The organism is Rhizobium sp. LARHSG275, assembly GCF_052871115.1.
On sequence record NZ_JBIXJN010000018.1, the window covers coordinates 142,218 to 160,024 of the forward strand.

The 17,807-nt window shown below is 60.7% G+C and carries 17 protein-coding genes and 1 pseudogene; 15 read left to right on the top strand and 3 right to left on the bottom strand.

The window, feature by feature from the left end; all coding sequences use genetic code 11:
• Positions 1-353: 353 nt before the first annotated feature.
• Together ACIPSK_RS23770 and ACIPSK_RS23775 are read left to right on the top strand one after the other, a co-directional pair.
• Positions 354-680, top strand: a pseudogene (locus ACIPSK_RS23770) (response regulator); the annotation flags it as partial.
• 84 nt (positions 681-764) lie between these two features.
• Positions 765-983, top strand: a complete 219-nt coding sequence (locus tag ACIPSK_RS23775; protein ID WP_017965712.1) for a hypothetical protein — start codon at positions 765-767, stop codon at positions 981-983.
• 114 nt (positions 984-1,097) lie between these two features.
• Here the strand turns inward: ACIPSK_RS23775 and ACIPSK_RS23780 are convergent, their stop codons facing one another.
• The 3 genes from ACIPSK_RS23780 to ACIPSK_RS23790 all read right to left on the bottom strand — a co-directional run bounded on the left by ACIPSK_RS23780 (position 1,098) and on the right by ACIPSK_RS23790 (position 4,364).
• Positions 1,098-1,349, bottom strand: a complete 252-nt coding sequence (locus ACIPSK_RS23780) for a twin-arginine translocase TatA/TatE family subunit (RefSeq protein WP_162118032.1) — start codon at positions 1,347-1,349, stop codon at positions 1,098-1,100.
• Between the two features lie 339 nt (positions 1,350-1,688).
• Positions 1,689-3,614: a hybrid sensor histidine kinase/response regulator gene (locus ACIPSK_RS23785; RefSeq protein WP_026154302.1), complete on the bottom strand. Its 1,926-nt coding sequence runs from the start codon at positions 3,612-3,614 to the stop codon at positions 1,689-1,691.
• A gap of 18 nt (positions 3,615-3,632) precedes the next feature.
• Positions 3,633-4,364 carry a Crp/Fnr family transcriptional regulator gene (locus ACIPSK_RS23790; protein WP_162118033.1) on the bottom strand — a complete coding sequence of 244 codons (732 nt, stop codon included), beginning with the start codon at positions 4,362-4,364 and terminating at the stop codon, positions 3,633-3,635.
• A gap of 238 nt (positions 4,365-4,602) precedes the next feature.
• Here ACIPSK_RS23790 and ccoN point away from each other — a divergent pair, with 238 nt between their 5' ends.
• From ccoN to ACIPSK_RS23855, 13 genes are all read left to right on the top strand, one after another.
• On the top strand, positions 4,603-6,225 hold the full coding sequence (gene ccoN / locus ACIPSK_RS23795) for a cytochrome-c oxidase, cbb3-type subunit I (RefSeq protein WP_162118034.1): 1,623 nt from the start codon (positions 4,603-4,605) through the stop codon (positions 6,223-6,225).
• A gap of 9 nt (positions 6,226-6,234) precedes the next feature.
• On the top strand, positions 6,235-6,969 hold the full coding sequence (gene ccoO, locus ACIPSK_RS23800; protein WP_017965708.1) for a cytochrome-c oxidase, cbb3-type subunit II: 735 nt from the start codon (positions 6,235-6,237) through the stop codon (positions 6,967-6,969).
• A gap of 9 nt (positions 6,970-6,978) precedes the next feature.
• Positions 6,979-7,131 carry a CcoQ/FixQ family Cbb3-type cytochrome c oxidase assembly chaperone gene (locus ACIPSK_RS23805; RefSeq protein WP_017965707.1) on the top strand — a complete coding sequence of 51 codons (153 nt, stop codon included), beginning with the start codon at positions 6,979-6,981 and terminating at the stop codon, positions 7,129-7,131.
• Between the two features lies 1 nt (position 7,132).
• Complete coding sequence (ccoP, locus tag ACIPSK_RS23810; RefSeq protein WP_017965706.1) at positions 7,133-7,996, top strand: cytochrome-c oxidase, cbb3-type subunit III; 864 nt, start codon at positions 7,133-7,135, stop codon at positions 7,994-7,996.
• Positions 7,997-8,454: 458 nt separating this feature from the next.
• Positions 8,455-10,026, top strand: coding sequence for a cytochrome c oxidase accessory protein CcoG (ccoG, locus tag ACIPSK_RS23815; RefSeq protein WP_162118035.1), 1,572 nt, complete (start codon positions 8,455-8,457; stop codon positions 10,024-10,026).
• The gene (locus ACIPSK_RS23820) at positions 10,023-10,508 is read left to right on the top strand and encodes a FixH family protein (protein ID WP_017965703.1); all 486 of its coding nucleotides are present in this window, start codon (positions 10,023-10,025) and stop codon (positions 10,506-10,508) included. The genes ccoG and ACIPSK_RS23820 overlap by 4 nt, the downstream gene beginning before the upstream one ends.
• Entirely contained in the window at positions 10,505-12,787 is a 2,283-nt protein-coding gene (locus tag ACIPSK_RS23825; RefSeq protein WP_162118036.1) for a cation-translocating P-type ATPase, read from the top strand. The genes ACIPSK_RS23820 and ACIPSK_RS23825 overlap by 4 nt, the downstream gene beginning before the upstream one ends.
• 1 nt (position 12,788) lies before the next feature.
• The gene (gene ccoS, locus ACIPSK_RS23830) at positions 12,789-12,947 is read left to right on the top strand and encodes a cbb3-type cytochrome oxidase assembly protein CcoS (protein ID WP_017965701.1); all 159 of its coding nucleotides are present in this window, start codon (positions 12,789-12,791) and stop codon (positions 12,945-12,947) included.
• Between the two features lie 21 nt (positions 12,948-12,968).
• Positions 12,969-13,634, top strand: coding sequence for a Crp/Fnr family transcriptional regulator (locus ACIPSK_RS23835; protein WP_026154300.1), 666 nt, complete (start codon positions 12,969-12,971; stop codon positions 13,632-13,634).
• A 210-nt stretch (positions 13,635-13,844) separates the two neighbouring features.
• Complete coding sequence (locus ACIPSK_RS23840) at positions 13,845-14,573, top strand: response regulator (protein ID WP_085991563.1); 729 nt, start codon at positions 13,845-13,847, stop codon at positions 14,571-14,573.
• Positions 14,574-14,640: 67 nt separating this feature from the next.
• Positions 14,641-15,780 (top strand): c-type cytochrome biogenesis protein CcmI, encoded by a 1,140-nt coding sequence (ccmI, locus tag ACIPSK_RS23845; protein WP_432653293.1) that lies wholly within the window; start codon positions 14,641-14,643, stop codon positions 15,778-15,780.
• Entirely contained in the window at positions 15,777-16,274 is a 498-nt protein-coding gene (gene ccmE / locus ACIPSK_RS23850; RefSeq protein WP_446532973.1) for a cytochrome c maturation protein CcmE, read from the top strand. Before ccmI ends, ccmE begins: the two co-directional genes overlap by 4 nt.
• On the top strand, positions 16,271-17,807 hold a 1,537-nt coding region (locus tag ACIPSK_RS23855; protein WP_446532974.1), incomplete at its 3' end, for a heme lyase CcmF/NrfE family subunit. The genes ccmE and ACIPSK_RS23855, both read left to right, overlap by 4 nt.

Below are 17,807 nucleotides of genomic sequence, written 5' to 3' on the forward strand. Positions count from 1 at the left end.
GTAAGTGAGATTCCAGCTTTTCGATCTCCTGCGCCAGCTGATGAACTCTCGCTAATCGCTTTACGAAGTTTGCCTATCTGATATTTCGCGTTCTTCAGCGCGGCGGCGGTATCGTTCACGTTGGACCTCGTGCATCGGACGGTCAGGGAAGTCCTATAGGTACGGCGTTGCAACCTGGATAAGAGGCGAGGTAAAAATCCGTTTAACCTGGTATGCCGTAGCGCAAATACTTGGGTGGAACGCCAGGGCGCGTTTCAATGATGCTGAAGCAAACCGACAGCTATCGCATCCTATTGGAGTTTGAGGCATCGGGAGAATCTCGTCTGGGCGATGGTCACGGGCCGAAAGAATGCATGGGGATTCTGCTCATCGAGCACCGCGCCCGGCTTCGCGACCTTCTTTGCGAGGCAATCAGGGACGAAGGCTGGAAGATCGACGCCTTTGAGACGGCGCAGGAAGGACGGCTTGCCCAATTTGGCGGCGACTATGATCTCCTGCTACTCGACCTCGGTCTGCCGGACGAAGATGATGTCGACGTCTTGAAGTCGCTTCGCGCTTCGGGGACGCAGACGCCGGTAGTTGTCCTGACGGCGCGCAATGCGATCAACGAGCGCATAATCGGGCTCGATGCTGGCGCGGACGACTATCTGGCCAAGCCCCCATACCAGGGGGAACTCCTGCCCATCTATTTAATCGAACGTGACTTCGCCGCCGGAACTTGATCAGCGCTCGTACGTTGAGCGCGAAGACCAAGGAGACGCAAGATGCCTCGGTTGATTTCATTCATGCTGACGCGCATCGCTGCCGGCGCCGGATTGGGGTGCGTGGTAGGGCTCGTCGTATGGAGCAACGGGTTTGCCGGAATTTCCTCAGCTAGTTCGACGGATTATTACATCGCCCAGGGTATGTTCGTGTACCTGTTCGCCAGCACCCTCGGCGTTGGCTATCTCGCCACGGCACTTATGCTCGATGACACCCGATAACAAGCGGGGCGTCGCGAGCTCGCGGCGACTTTGGAACAGCTTACGGGCGTCTCCGAGACAAGGACGAGGGCAGGGCCATTGCGAGCGTTCCACCTTGCGATGTCCCAGTGCCAGCTATTCATTATCCCGCGCTCGCTCCGAAGAACGCTCAGGTTGCGTCGCGTCGTTACCAACGCGGACATGATCGTCCTGCATCCCCTTCTTAAATGCCTTTATGCCGTGTGCAACGTCGGCCATCAGTTCAGGTATCTTGCCACGACCAAACAAGATAAGCACGATGACCAAATCTAGAAAGATGGGCGCAGCCTTCGCACGCAATTGAGACGAGCGGCAGCGGTTTCGAGAAGAAAGCTTCTTGGCGACCATCCCTAGAAGGCTTCTATGGCCGACCTAAGCCGTTTCCCGCTGCGTCTTGCATCAGGAGGCGCGAGGTACCTGCAAGATATTTGTTTGGGGCACACCAAGCGGATCGAGGCGCAACCAAGCTGTTGCGCTGACTGGCGGCCGCAATCGGGATCCCCTTGAGCGAGTCGTTTCGATGTGGCGACGCGTGTGCAGGCATCGCCCGCCGAGAACACGTCTGACTGCTTCGCGACCTTGTCGGCCGCGCGGGGGAACGTGCGTTCTCTGCCGCGTCAGGACGGACTGTGACAGCAAGGCGCCGTGGTACTAGGATCGTCCTTCAAATGCTTCCAGTCCCAGACGTCAATGCCGATCGAAAAGCTCCCGGATCATGGACGCCAGTTCCCTCGCAGTGTACGGCTTGCGAAGCCATCGAGCGCCGGAGATGACATCCGTTGTCGCGAGGGCCGGCTCCGAGTACCCGGAGGTGAAGAGGACGGCGACGTCGGGCCGAAGGAGGCGAGCCTCCCTCGCCACCTCGTCTCCGGTCATTCCGCCCGGCATGACGATGTCTGTGAACAGGAGCGCGATTTCCTGGTGGTCGCGCAAGATTCCCAATGCTTCACGGCCGTTCTCCGCTTCAAGCACCACGTATCCCATGTCGGCGAGCCGCGCGACGGCTACCCGGCGAACGCGTGGATCATCCTCCACCACAAGAATGCTTTCGCTTCCTCGCGGAAGCGGATTGGCTTGTTTGCCGTCTTCTGAATCTGGCTTCTGCAGTTTGGATCCTGTCAGGGCCGGAAGGTAGATCCGTATGGTGGTGCCTCGACCTACCTCGCTGTATATCTGAAAATGGCCCCCGGACTGCTTGACGAAGCCGTAGACCATGCTGAGACCCAGTCCCGTTCCCGATCCGACCTCTTTCGTGGTGAAGAATGGCTCAATGGCGTGCTTCTTCACTTCGTCCGTCATTCCGACGCCCGTGTCGGTGACGGAAATGAGCACGAAATTGCCGCTGCGGACCTCTGGGTACATCTTCGCATAATCTGAATCCAGGTGGACGCGCGAGATTTCGGTGGTCAGACTGCCCCCCTTGGGCATGGCGTCGCGAGCGTTGAGAGCGATGTTGAGAATAGCGTTCTGAAGCTGTGAGCTGTCGACCACCACGTTCAGATCGGATCCCGCGATCGTCGTGGAGAGCTTGATGTCTTCTCCGAGGGTTCTCCTAAGCAGATCAGAAAAACCTGTCACGAGCTGACCGAGATCGGCATGCTTGGGATTGAGAGGCTGACGCCGGCCGAAGGCAAGCAACTGGCCCGTAAGTTTCGCGCCGTCGGCCGCCGCGTCCTGCGCCTCCCTCAGGATGTCTCGAAGCTTGCCGGGGGGTAGCTTGTCCTCGATCATCTCGAGATTCCCGCTGATCACGGTCAGAAGGTTGTTGAAGTCGTGGGCCAGGCCGCCCGTCAACTGCCCCACGGCTTCCATCTTCTGAGCCTGGCGGAGATCTTCCTCGATCTTGAAGCGGCTTGTCAGATCACGGACGAAACCGGTGAAGATCCGTTCACCGTTTGCCGTCGCTTCCCCGACGTGTAACTCCATCGGAAATTGGGTGCCGTCGGCCCGCTGGCCGGTGACGACTCGGCCGTAGCCGATGATCCGCTTTTCACCCGTCTCGATGTAGTGGCCGATGTAGCCGTCGTGGGCGTCACGATAGGGATTCGGCATCAGGTTTCTAACATTGCGCCCACAGATCTGATCGGAGGCCATCCCGAACAGCTTTTCTGCCGCCTTGCTGAATGAAAGCACCATTCCTTTATGGTCGATGACCACCATCGCATCCGGAACGGTGTCGAGAATGGAACTTAGATGGGCCTCGCGGGACTTGACCGCGTCCTGAGCCTGTTTCAGGGCGCTGACGTCGCTGTTGGTCTGAATGATGGCCAGGTCGCCGTCGGGAAGGTTCACAAGCACGCAGCGGGAGGCGGCGTGGATCTCATGCCCGCTTTTGTGACGATGGATGATTTCGCCCTGCCAGAACCCGCGTTGCTTGATCTGATTTCTTATTTCGTCCACCGGCTCCGGAAACCTGGTGGCGAGCAGTTCGTAGACGTTCTCGCCGACCGCCTCGTCCCTGGTCCAGCCATACATGTTCTCGCAGCCGATCGACCAATGGCTGATGGTGCCCTCGAACCGATGGATCAGGATATCGGCGCCGTCCAGCACGTGAACCATTACGTCAAGCTCCTGATAGGAGGCTGTTCGTGGCGATACGAGACGGTGAGGCATGGCTTGTCCGGCGTTCAATTAGTGGAGACTGACGCTATGGCAGGTTTTCTCCGAGAAATCATCTGGGTTGCCTGAGAGTTCCTGCAAACGGCGCAAGTTCACGATTCTCAGGTCATGACGCCCTTCCGGAACAACGATGTTCCGGGAAGCGAGCTTTGTGATTGTGCGGGATACCGTTTCGATCGTCAGGCCGAGGTAGTCCGCAATATCCTGGCGGTTCATGGGGATCCGCAGCAGGCCCTTATTGACCCCGGCGTTGTGACGGAACACCAGCCTGGCGATGAAGCTGCAAAGCCGCTCTTCGGCATTCTTCTTGGACAGAAGCACCATCTGGTCATGAGCGGCGACGGTCTCGTTGCAGAGCAGAGAGATGTATTCGGGACGCAGCAGGTCGCATCGCCCAACCTCCTCAAGAAACCTCTTGCGTGCGACACGCCGAATCTTGCAGTCGGTGACTGCCTCGGCTGTGAAGAGGAAGTCGTTCTGAAGAAAGGCGCCGACAACGTCGCCCGCGAAGTGAAAAGCCGTGATCACGCGGCGTCCTTCGCCGATGATGCGCTGGAGCCGGACGACGCCTTCGACGACCTGGAAGAGGTGTTTCGCTGCGTCGCCCTCCCAGCAGATGGCCTTTCCGGCCGAAACCGATTCCAGTGGCGACATATTGAATACGGAACCGAGCGAGGGACCGCCGCGCGCATTGCTCGTGGTGGCTTCGATCTGTTGGAAGCCTTGGCGATTCTGCATCAGCATCTTGGTGTCCCCGCGTTTTCGATGGATGCAATAGAAGGCACGCACGTCACACGACAATGATTGGCGGGTTTCAAATGGTGAGACTGTGTAACCGTTTGTAACAGCCGCGGGATGCGGCCCCCAAAGTCGTCCTTCGTTGATTTAGATCAAGGAGCAGAGGCCGCCCCCATGCCAGTCCTGCCTCAAAGTACGAGAAAGCCGGCCGCGTTGCGGTCGTCTGGGCACTGGGGACGACGTGATGAATTATACAACGGAAACGGCAGTGGTCGCGGTCGCTGCTTTCCTAGCGCTGCTAGGAGCCGCATTCGCGCACGATAATCTATTTTCGGTCCACATGGGCATATTATGCTTCTGCTTGTCCGTTGGCACCCTGCTGCTGGTGAGGAACGTCGATTTTTCGCCCGCTGGAAGACAGCAGAAGGTCGACACGTCAGGCTATTTTGACGAGGTGATCCGGTACGGACTGATCGCTACGGTCTTCTGGGGCGTAATCGGCTTTCTCGTCGGCGTAGTCGTCGCCGCGCAGTTGGCCTTCCCGGACCTCAATCTAGCGCCTTATCTCAATTTCGGCCGTCTTCGACCTGTGCACACCTCCGCCGTCATCTTCGCCTTCGGCGGCAACGCGCTCATCATGACCTCATTCTACGTCGTTCAGCGTACGTGCCATGCGCGCCTTTTCGGCGGCAGCTTGGCGTGGTTCGTTTTCTGGGGCTATCAGCTCTTCATCGTCATGGCCGCGACAGGCTACGTCCTGGGGATCAACCAGGCGCGCGAATATGCGGAACCGGAATGGTACGTGGACATCTGGCTGACCATCGTCTGGGTGGCATACCTGGCCGTCTATTTGGGGACGATCCTAAAGCGCAGGGAACCGCACATCTATGTGGCGAACTGGTTCTACCTTGGCTTCATCGTGACGATCGCGATGCTGCATGTGGTGAACAACCTTGCCGTTCCGGTGTCCTTCCTTGGCTCGAAGAGCTACTCGGTCTTCTCCGGCGTTCAGGACGCGCTGACACAGTGGTGGTACGGCCACAATGCGGTCGGCTTCTTCCTTACCGCGGGCTTCCTGGGCATGATGTACTACTTCGTGCCCAAGCAAGCGAACCGCCCGGTCTATTCCTACCGGCTGTCGATCATCCATTTCTGGGCGTTGATCTTCATGTACATATGGGCGGGTCCGCATCATCTGCACTATACGGCGCTTCCAGACTGGGCGCAGACGCTCGGCATGGTCTTCTCGGTCATGCTCTGGATGCCTTCCTGGGGCGGCATGATCAACGGCCTCATGACCCTTTCCGGGGCCTGGGACAAGGTTCGGACCGACCCTATCATCCGCATGATGATCGTCGCCATCGCCTTTTATGGCATGTCGACTTTCGAGGGCCCGATGATGTCGATAAAGACCGTCAACTCGCTGAGCCACTATACAGAATGGACGATCGGCCACGTACATTCGGGAGCCCTCGGCTGGGTCGGCATGATCACCTTTGGTGCAATCTACTACCTGACGCCCAAGCTCTGGGGACGTGAACGTCTCTACAGTCTGCGGATGGTCAACTGGCACTTCTGGCTCGCTACACTCGGCATCGTCATCTACGCCGCCGTGCTCTGGGTGGCCGGGATCCAGCAGGGCCTTATGTGGCGCGAGTACAATTCGCAGGGCTTCCTCGTCTACTCGTTCGCCGAGACCGTGGCCGCGATGTTCCCATACTACGTGCTCCGCGTCGTCGGAGGCGGCCTGTATCTGGCCGGCGGCCTGGTGATGGCATGGAACGTCTTCATGACGGTCCGCGGCCATCTCCGCGACGAGGCAGCCATTCCGACCGCATACGTGCCCCAGGCACAGCCTGCCGAGTGAGGTGAGAAAATGGCATCGATACTTGATAAACATAAGATCCTCGAGAAGAACGCAACGCTTCTTCTCGTCGGCTCGCTGCTCGTCGTCAGCATCGGCGGCATCGTCGAAATCGCACCGCTGTTCTACCTGCAGAATACGATTGAAAAGGTGGAGGGGATGCGTCCCTATACGCCACTCGAGCTGGCCGGCCGAAACATTTACATTCGCGAAGGCTGCTATCTCTGCCACAGCCAGATGATAAGGCCGTTCCGCGACGAGGTGGAACGTTACGGTCATTACTCTCTGGCTGCGGAATCGATGTACGACCACCCATTCCAATGGGGTTCGAAGCGAACCGGGCCGGACCTTGCGCGCGTCGGCGGCCGCTATTCGAACGAGTGGCACGTCCAGCATCTTTCCGATCCGCGGGCCGTGGTGCCTGAATCCATCATGCCGAAGTATGAGTTCCTCAAGTCGAAGGAGCTTTCGGTCACGGATATTGGCATGGACCTCAAGGCCAACGAGGACGTCGGCGTTCCCTATACCGACGACATGATGGCCAATGCCGAAGCCGACATGAAGATGCAGGCCGATCCGAACGCCGACACCACGGCGCTGCTAGAGCGCTATCCGAAGGCCAAGACCGGCGACTTCGACGGCGATCCGCAGACGCTCACGGAGATGGACGCACTCGTCTCCTACCTGCAGATGCTTGGGACGTTGGTCGACTTTTCAACCTACGACGACGCAACCGGCTATCGATGAGGCGATGCAATGGAAACGTACACAGCGATGCGGCACTTCGCCGACAGTTGGGGCCTGCTGGCAATGGCCGCGTTCTTCGTAGGCGCCGTCGTCTACACCCTTCGCCCCGGCAGCAAGCAGACGGCGGCGGAAGCAGCCGATATTCCCCTGAAGGATGACTGAGATGTCGGACAAGCATATCGATGAAATCAGCGGCGTCGAGACTACCGGTCATGAATGGGATGGTATCCGCGAGCTCAACAATCCGATGCCGAGATGGTGGGTCTGGACGTTCTATGTCTGTATTCTATGGGCGATCGGCTACGCGATCGCTTATCCAGCCATCCCGATGTTCACTTCCGCCACGAAGGGCTATCTCGGCTACTCAACTCGCGCCGAACTGCAGCAGGAGCTTGATCTCGCCAAGGCATCCCAGACGAAGTTCCATGATCTGATCGCTGCCAAAACGGTGCAGGAGATCGACGCGGATCCTGCTCTTCGTGAATTTGCGAGCGCCGGCGGCGCGTCCGCGTTCAAGGTGAACTGCGCGCCCTGTCATGGCTCCGGGGCGAGCGGCGGTCCGGGCTTTCCGAACCTCAACGATGACGAGTGGCTGTGGGGCGGAGATCTGGATGCCATCCAGACCACGATCGCCCATGGGATCCGCTTCGACTCGGATGCCGAAACCCACGCTTCCGAGATGCCGGCCTTTGGCGACGTTCTGGAGCCTGTCCAGATGCGGCAGGTCGCCGCCTATGTGTGGGGGCTGAGCAATACGCCCTCGGACCCCGCTCTCGCAGAGGCGGGAAAACAGATCTTCCTCGACAACTGCGCCGCATGTCACGGCGAGAATGCCAAAGGAAAGGCGGAAATGGGTGCGCCGGACCTCGCCGACGCAATCTGGCTGAAGGCGCGCGGCGAAGATGCGATCGTTCGACAGGTCGCCTCTCCCAAACATGGCGTAATGCCTGCCTGGGCAGCGCGCCTGGGTGAGACAACGGTCAAGGAGCTTACCATTTTTGTCCATTCGCTTGGCGGTGGAACCTGAAGGAGATCAACATGACCACGCACGACCACGACCCCTTGCTCGCCCTTTATGGAATCCCCGCGCGGTCGTACACTCGCGAGTTTCCGTGCGCGCAAAGCCCGTCACACCCGATCCCGAAAAGGGGATGCGGAAAAGATGGGGAATTCGATGATCAGTTTGATCGGGCTCAAAGAACAGAAGCCGACAAGCAGGTAGGAACCTCTCGAGGACGTCCAGGCGGTCTCTCCCCCGCAGTTCCTCCAGGCCACGCGTTCTCTTCCGAGGCGTGGCCATTCCTAAGCTCCATCTCTCAAAGGAGCCGATTGCGGCGGGCTGCTACCAGCCGGCATCTAGTCTTTTTGGGCCGCGTTTCCCTGTCCGGAGTGCGGCCCACTTTTTTGAGCAGTTGTCGTCCTTGACCTGGATCAAGGACGGGTCCTCCCAAAGCTGAGAAGACAGGGAAAATCGGACAGAGCGCAATGAACCTCTACACAGCACCAGATCCCACGCCGGTCGAACGGATCGACGTTGAACCCGTAAACAACCGCCATAAAAATGAACCCCTCTACGCTCCGCGAAAGAAGGTGTTTCCGAAGCGTGCCGAGGGCCGTTTCCGGCGGTTCAAGTGGATCGTGATGCTGATCACGCTGGGGATCTATTATTTGGCTCCCTGGATTCGCTGGGACCGGGGGCCTTACGCACCGGATCAGGCTATCCTGATCGATCTGGCCTCACGCAGATTTTTTTTCTTCTTCATCGAGATCTGGCCTCAGGAATTCTACTACGTCGCAGGCCTGCTGGTCATGGCGGGGTTCGGTCTCTTCCTGGTCACGTCCGCCGTCGGGCGGGCCTGGTGTGGATATGCATGTCCGCAGACGGTGTGGGTCGATCTTTTCCTTGTCGTCGAGCGCGCGATCGAGGGGGACCGAAACGCCCGCATGAAGCTCGACGCCGGGCCGTGGAATTTCGACAAGGCGAAGAAACGTGTCGCCAAGCACACGATATGGCTGATCATCGGCCTCGCGACCGGGGGGGCGTGGATCTTCTATTTCGCCGATGCGCCCACGCTCCTCGTCTCCTTTTTCACCGGAAAGGCGCCGGTTGTCGCCTACGCGACCGTCGCCACACTTACCGCCACCACCTACGTGCTTGGTGGGCTCATGCGCGAACAGGTCTGTACCTACATGTGCCCCTGGCCGCGAATCCAGGGGGCCATGCTCGACGAAAATTCCTTGGTCGTCACCTACAACGATTGGCGCGGCGAGGCTCGCTCACGTCACCCGAAGAAGGCATTGGCTGCCGGACAGCCCGTCGGCGATTGCGTCGACTGCAATGCGTGTGTGGCCGTCTGCCCCATGGGCATCGACATCCGCGACGGTCAGCAGATGGAATGCATCACCTGCGCTTTGTGTATCGACGCCTGCGATGGGGTCATGGACAAGCTCGGGAAGCCTCGTGGGCTGATAGCCTACGCGACGCTCAGCGAATACGCCGCCAACATGGCCATCGCGACGGACGGCGGAAGGACCTCGGTGCAGCCCGCGAAGGTCCGCAATGCTGATGGCTCGTTTATCGAAACGATCAAACATTACGATTGGCGGATCATATTCCGCCCACGCGTGCTGTTTTACGCGTCTGTCTGGCTTTTGATCGGCGTCGCGATGGTCGTCCACCTCGCAATGCGTGAGGGACTTGAACTGAACGTGGTCCACGATCGCAATCCGCAGTACGTCATGGAGAGCGACGGCTCGATCCGCAACGGCTACACGCTGCGAATACTCAACATGGTGCCGGCTCCACGCAAGGTCGAGCTGAGCCTTCTAGGCCTCGACGAGGGCGCTACCATGCGCATTCCCGAGCTCGGCAAAGAAGACGCCCGAGCTTTCACCATCGAAGCGGCGCCGGATGTTGCGACCACCGTGAAAGTGTTTGTGACGAGCAAACCGTCGGCTGCCGCGGTCGCCGAGTTCCTCTTTGCCATCGAGGACGCCGCCCACGCCGACAGAGCAACATATCGAGCCGCGTTCAACTCACCAGGAGATACCAGATGACGACTGCCAGTCAAGGATTCACAGGGAGGCACATGCTGATCGCCACGTGCTCGTTCTTCGCGGTGGTGATCGGCGTCAACGTGATCATGGCCTGGTTCGCCTCGTCGAGCTGGAGCGGTCTGGTCGTCGAAAACACCTATGTCGCCAGCCAGGAGTTCAACCGCAAGGCGGCAGATATGAAGGCGATGGCGGCGTCCGGAATCATCGGAAGCCTGTCGCTCGACGGCGGCCGAATCCATTACGACATCCGTAACCGTGACGGATCTCCTGTCATCGTCGACGACGTGACCGCAAACTTCAAACGCCCCGTCGGCGATCACGAAGATTTCCACATTTCGTTCACGAAAGTCGCAGACGGACAGTTTGAGTCCCGGCACCGTGTCGGCTCGGGCGACTGGATCGTGGAGGTCATCTCGCGCAGGGAAGGCAAAGTCGTCATGCACGAGGCCTCCCGTCTCGATACCGCGGGATTCGGCGAATGACATGCTGCACGATGGATGCCGAAGGGGTTCTCGCGATAAGCACGACGTTCATCAGCGCCGAGGAAATCGCGCTAGTGAGCCATTCCTTAGGCGAAGGACTCCGGCAGCTCGACCTGAGCGTTCCGGACGTCCACTGCGGGAGCTGCATATCGACCTTGGAAAAGGCCGTTTCAGCGCTCCCATACGTCCGGAAAGCCAGAGTGAACCTCACGTCGCGGCGCGTCACCTGCGTGTACGCTGAAGAAACCGTTGAAGGGGCCACCGATCCGACGGGTATCATCGCTGCGGTCAATGCCGCCGGATACCGTGCGCATCTGTTCACGCCAGTGGCGCCCGAGACCGACAAGACAAGGAACCAGCTTCTCCTGGCAGTCGGAGTATCCGGCTTTGCAGCCACCAATATCATGCTTCTGTCCGTCTCCGTCTGGTCCGGCGCCGACGCCGCGACGAGGGACATGTTCCACTGGATCTCGGCGCTGATTGCCGCGCCAGCGCTAGTTTACGCGGGGCGGTTCTTCTTTCGGTCGGCGTGGCACGCGTTGAAGCACGGCCGCACGAACATGGACGTGCCGATATCGTTGGCCGTGACCCTTTCCTACGCGGTTTCGCTCTGGGAGACCGCGCATCATGGCGAACACGCCTGGTTCGACGCGACCGTCTCCTTGTTGTTCTTCCTTCTTATCGGCAGGACGCTCGACCATGTGATGCGCGAAAAAGCCCGTGCTGCCATCAACGGCCTGGCGCGACTTGCGCCGCGCGGTGCGCTGCTCCTGTCGTCCAACGGATCGCGCCGTTATGTTCCGCTTGACGAGATCGTCGTGGGAGACGAGATCGCGGTCGCGGCCGGCGAACGAATTCCGGTGGATGGAACCGTCGCGGTCGGCGAAAGCGACCTCGATCTTGCGATCGTTACCGGTGAAAGCGCCCCTGTCTCCGTAGGCGTCGGCGTCGGGGTCAGCTCCGGCGCCATGAACCTGACGGGCGCTCTCGTGGTCCGCGCTACCAAGCTCGCGAAGGACTCCCTGTTGGCCGAAATCATCAGCCTCATGGAGGCTGCGGAGGGCGGAAGGGCGCGCTACCGGCGTATCGCCGATCGCGCCGCCGCGCTGTATTCCCCGGTCGTCCATCTTCTCGCACTTGCCTCGTTTCTTGCCTGGGGCCTGATCGACGGCGATTGGAAGCATGCGATGCTGGTCGCGGTGGCCGTGCTTATTATTACGTGCCCATGCGCGCTGGGTCTTGCGGTTCCAGTCGTTCAAGTCGTGGCGGCTGGCGAGCTTTTCCGCAGGGGTATCATGGTGAAGGACGGCTCGGCGCTCGAAAGGCTTGCAGAGATCGACACGGTCGCCTTCGACAAGACGGGAACGCTGACCATCGGGCGTCCAAGGCTGGTCAGGCTCGAGGCCGCGCATGAGGCCGATCTGGGGAAAGCGGTGGGACTAGCCGTCCACTCGAGGCACCCACTGTCCCAGACGTTGGCCCAGAGCGCCGGCCACGTCGCGGCTCCGTTTGATCGCGTCAGCGAAATTCCCGGTGGCGGGCTCGAAGGCATGCGTGGCGAGGAGACCTATAGGCTGGGGAGCGCGGCGTTCGCGTGCGGCGTAGATCCGGCTCCGTCGACGGCCGACAGCCCGCTCTCCGAAGCCGTCCTTTCCAGGAACGGAGAAGCGCTTGCGCGCTTTTTCTTCGAGGACGCGCTCCGAGCTGGCGCGCAGGACGTTATCAAAGAACTCGAATCCGGCGGATTTGGAACATTGATCGTTTCAGGAGATCGTCAGAGCGTAGTAGACAGTGCGGCGCGTGCGCTCGGCGTCGGTCGGGCGATGGGAGCGCTTACTCCGAAACAGAAAGTCGACGAGTGCCAGAAGATCGGCGACGCCGGCCATCGCGTCCTCATGGTGGGAGATGGCATCAACGACGCGCCGGCGCTGGCTGCCGCCCATGTCTCCATGGCGCCTGCCACGGCTTCTGACATCAGCCGGCAGTCCGCCGATCTGGTATTCTTCAACGAACGGCTGGACGCCGTCCCCCAGGCGATCGCAGTGGCGAAGCGATCGGCTGCCTTCATACGTCAGAACTTTGCGCTGGCGATCGGCTACAACGTGCTGGCCGTCCCGATCGCGATGGCGGGACTTGCCACGCCCCTGATCGCAGCAGTGGCGATGTCCACTTCATCGATCATCGTCGTTACGAACGCTCTCAGGCTCAACGCAGGCTCCAAGCGATCTCCTGTCATAGATGCTTCGCGGCCAGCCGCGAGGGGCGGGGAGGTCAAGTAGCATGAACATGCTGATCTTTCTTATTCCGATAGCGCTCCTCATGGGCGGCGCCGGACTTGCGGCATTTCTTTGGTCTCTTCGGAGCGGTCAGTATGACGATCTTCAGGGAGCCGCCTGGCGGGTGCTCGCTGACGATGAATACGATCCGCCTAAGTCGTAGGCCGTTAAAGGGGGGGCGACGATGTCCTTAGATGATGAGATAGTACTGCGGTCAGAGCTCTTCGAAGGACTCGATGAGAAAGTATGCCGAAGCATGCTGGAGTTGGTGGGTCTGCGGGCAGTCGCGGTCAACGAACGAATAGTGGCCGAAGGACAGCGAGCGTCCCACGTGTTTTGCGTTCTGTCTGGCGTGGTCCGGTTGACCAAGGCCGAGGCTGGCGGGCGCGAGGCCGACGTCTGCATCTGTGAGCCCGGAGACTGCTTTGGCGAATATCTGGTTCCCATGGGGGACGCCTACGCGCATGGGGCTTGGGCCGCGGCCCCCGTGGAGCTTGCGCAGTTCGATCTGCCCGGCCTTCGTGCACTTGCCGCCGAACACGGCGGCATCCAGCGCAACGTCATGCGGATCATGGCCAGGCATCTGCTGGGCTCGTTGGACTGCATCGCGGGAGACCGCCTGCACACCGCTGCCCAGCGCGTTGCCAACTACTTCGTGAGCCGGTGTCCCAACTCCGCATCTCAGGCGACGTTCCGACTGCCTTATCAGAAAAGAGTTCTTGCCGGAAAGCTTGGGCTCGCTCCCGAGGCGCTGTCGCGCGCCTTTGCAGCTCTTTCCGGTGCGGGAGTGGACGTGAGGGGCCGGACGGTCTGTATCGGCAGCGTGGCCCAGCTAAGGGAAGCTTGTTAGAAGTCTTCTTCAGCGCCCCCCGAGAGCGCTAACCACGATGCGCGACGGACGAGACCTGCGGAGCTGTGACGACTTGCTGCTCGGAAGGGAGCGCTCGCAGTCGGTCGGTTACGATCTGGACTGTTATCATGACCAGAACAACAGTAGCGCTGTCCCCGATCCTGCGGTATCTGGTTTTGAAACAGAATTGCAGCGGGACGAATGAGGGACATGGAACCGGATCGCATTCTGGTCGTCGACGACGACGCCCGGATCAGACAGATGCTTGTCCGCTACTTCGAGGACAACGGATACAGGGTGAACGCCGTCGGCAATGGCGCCGCCATGCGCGCCGAATTGTCCAAGGCGTCCTACTCGGCCATATTTCTCGATCTCGTGCTCCCAAATGGAGAGAACGGCCTCGAACTGCTGAAGGAGTTGCGCAACACGTCCGACGTTCCGGTGCTGATGCTCACTGGGCAGGACGACGTGACCGACAAGGTTGTGGGCCTGGAATTTGGTGCTGACGACTATATTGCAAAGCCATTTCATCTGCGGGAACTGCTCGCAAGGCTAAGGACTGTACTAAGGAGGCGGATACAGACCCCTCCGACGGATCGAGCCGCGAACGCAGAGGAGGAAGTCCTCCAGTTCGACGGCTGGAAGCTCCAGGTTGGTCGAAGGAAGCTAACTTCTCCGCAGGGAGAGGACGTCTCCTTGACGACCGGAGAATTCGAAATGCTTCTGGTCTTCGCGCAAAATCCTGGCCGCGTGCTGTCGCGTGACAAGCTAATGGACCTAACGAGAAGCCGCAGCCTGGAGGCCTTCGACCGGGCGATAGATGCGCAGATCGTCCGCCTTCGGAAAAAAGTCGAAGTTGACCCAAAGGAACCGACGATGATCCAGACGGTTCGCGGCGTCGGATACGTCTTCACACCACGCCCATCAAATGTGAGATAGTTGATCAGGGTCAATGTTCCACGTAGCGATCGTGCATACGGTCGGCCGTGCAATGGCTTCTGGACCAATGATCATCTGGATACTTTTTGCGGTCGTCTCGGCCGCAACAACCGCAGTCCTAGTGCATCCGCTGTCGTCGGTTCGCGCCCGTCATTCGAACGTCGGCGTGGACGCCCACGTGTACCGGGACCAGCTCCTCGAACTCGAAAGGGAGCTGGCGAGGCAACAGATTGGTGCAAACGAGTACGAACTTGCCAAGGCGGAAACAGCGCGACGGCTCTTCAAGTCCATGGATCTGCCACGGACGCCTAGCGGTCCCCAACGCTCCCACAGGCGCGTCAGACTGGCCGTCGCTGCGATGCTCCCACTAATTAGCATCGGAGTCTACGCCTCTCTCGGTTCTCCTGAGCTGGAGTCGCGACCTTTGCAGGCCAGACTTGATGACCCTGGCGAGGATCTTGCGATCCTTGTCAAGAAGACCCACGACCATCTCGTCAGCAGTCCACAGGATGGTCGGGGGTGGGATCTACTTGCCCCCGTTCTCCTCAAGATGGGTCGAGCGGACGACGCGGTCGAGGCATATCGATCCGCGCTTCGTATCCTTGGCGCGAGCGTACCGCGTCTGGGCGGGCTCTCGGAAGCGTTGATGGCTCGTTCAAACGGGCTTGTGGGAGAAGATGTCCTGCTCGCGCTCAATAACTTGCTGCAGATCGATCCTGCGAATGTGCGCGCCCGTTTCTACATCGCCCTCAGCATGGAGCAGGCGGGACGGCCCGATGAGGCGCGGCAGGCCTTCGAGGCGCTGGCAAAACAATCGCCGGCCGATGCGCCGTGGCTGCCGCTGGTCAACCAGCATATCGCCATGAACGGCGGCGCGCCGGCAGGCCCTGACGTCAATCCGGGCGCCGGTGCGGCTGCTCCCGGCAATCCCACGCAGCAGGATGTGACGGCGGCCGACGCCGGCGACCGGCAGCAGATGATCCGCGGCATGGTCGAAAGCCTCGATGCCAAGCTCAGCGAGGATCCGAACAATTTCGAGGGCTGGATGCGGCTCGTCCGCTCTTACGCCGTATTGAACGACAAGGATCGCGCCGCCGGCGCCCTGAAGCGCGGGCTGGCGGCCTTTCCGCCGCCTGGCGAACAGGGCAGGCAATTGCTGGCGCTGGCCAGGGAACTCGGCATAGCCCCGGAGGGAGCGACGCAATGACGCGCAAACAGAAGCGCCTGGCGGTGATTGCAGGTGGCATGGGCTTCATCCTCGCCGCCGTGCTGCTTGTCATGTTCGCCTTCAGCCAGTCGGTTGCCTATTTCTACATGCCGGCCGATCTCGCCAAGACGCCGGTGGCGCCGGAAACCCGCATCCGCCTCGGCGGCCTGGTCGGCGAGGGCAGTGTCGTGCGCGGCACCGGCTCGACGGTGGAATTTGCCGTCACCGACGGCAGCGCCAATGCCGTCAAGGTCCAATATACCGGCATCCTCCCCGATCTCTTCCGCGAGGGCCAGGGCGTCGTCACCGAAGGCATGTTCACTGCCGGCACGAACATCTTCGTCGCCGACACCGTGCTTGCCAAGCATGACGAGACCTATATGCCGAAGGAGGTGGCCGACAAGCTGAAAGCCCAGGGGCTGTGGAAGGAAGGCCAAGGCCAGGAAGGTCAGGGCCAGGAAGTGAAGGAACAGCAAGTGAAGGCGACGCCATGATCATCGAGATCGGCCATTACGCGCTGGTGCTGGCGCTGGCCACGGCGCTCATCCTTTCCATCGTGCCGGTGATCGGAGCCCGTCGTCACGACCGGGCGATGATGGATGTGGCGACGGTCGGCTCGCTGGCGATGTTTGCGCTTGTGGCCTTCTCCTTCGCCGTGCTGACCTATGCCCATGTCGTCTCGGATTTCTCGGTCGAAAACGTCTGGGAGAATTCGCATTCGCTGGTGCCGCTGATCTACAAATACTCCGGCGTCTGGGGCAATCACGAGGGATCGATGATGCTCTGGCTGTTGATCCTGACGCTGTTCAGCGCGCTGGTCGCCGTTTTCGGCCGCAATCTGCCGGAGACGCTGAAAGCCAATGTATTGGCCGTGCAGGCCTGGATTTCGGTCGCCTTCACGCTGTTCATCCTGCTGACCTCCAATCCCTTCCTGCGGCTCGATCCGGCGCCGGCCGAGGGCCGCGATCTCAACCCGGTGCTTCAGGATGCCGGTCTGGCGATCCATCCGCCGCTGCTCTATCTCGGCTATGTCGGCTTCTCCGTCTGCTTCTCCTTTGCCGTTGCTGCCCTCATGGAAGGGCGCATCGACGCTGCCTGGGCACGCTGGGTGCGGCCCTGGACGCTGGCGGCCTGGACCTTCCTGACGCTCGGCATCGCCATGGGCTCCTACTGGGCCTATTACGAGCTCGGCTGGGGCGGCTGGTGGTTCTGGGACCCGGTGGAAAACGCCTCCTTCATGCCGTGGCTCGCCGGCACCGCGCTGCTGCATTCGGCGCTTGTCATGGAAAAGCGCGAGGCGCTGAAGATCTGGACGGTGCTGCTCGCCATCCTCACCTTCTCGCTGTCGCTGATGGGCACCTTCCTGGTGCGCTCCGGCGTGCTGACCTCGGTGCATGCCTTTGCCAGCGACCCCTCCCGCGGCGTCTTCATTCTGTGCATCCTGCTGATCTTCATCGGCGGGGCGCTGTCGCTGTTTGCCTTCCGCGCGCCGAAGCTGTCGGCCGGCGGGCTGTTTGCGCCGATCTCGCGCGAGGGCGCGCTCGTCGTCAACAATCTGATCCTGACGGTCGCCTGCGGCACGGTGCTCACAGGCACGCTCTATCCGCTGCTCTTGGAAACGCTGACCGGCGACAAGATCTCCGTCGGGCCGCCCTTCTTCAACCTGACCTTCGGCCTGCTGATGGCGCCGCTGATCGTCATCGTACCCTTCGGGCCGATGCTGGCCTGGAAGCGCGGCGATCTGCTGGGTGCCCTGCAGCGGCTCTATGTCGTCGCAGGTCTCGCCTTCCTTGCCGCGCTGATCTTCTTCTATATCGAACATGGCGGGCCGGTGCTTGCCGTCCTCGGCCTGGCCGCCGGGCTGTTCCTCATCCTCGGCGCGGTGGCCGATCTCTGGTATCGCGCCGGCATCGGCAAGGTGGCGGGCAGCCTTGCCTGGCGGCGGCTTTCCGGCCTGCCGCGTTCGGCCTTCGGCACGGCGCTAGCCCATGCCGGGCTCGGCGTCACCGTGCTCGGCATCGTCGCGG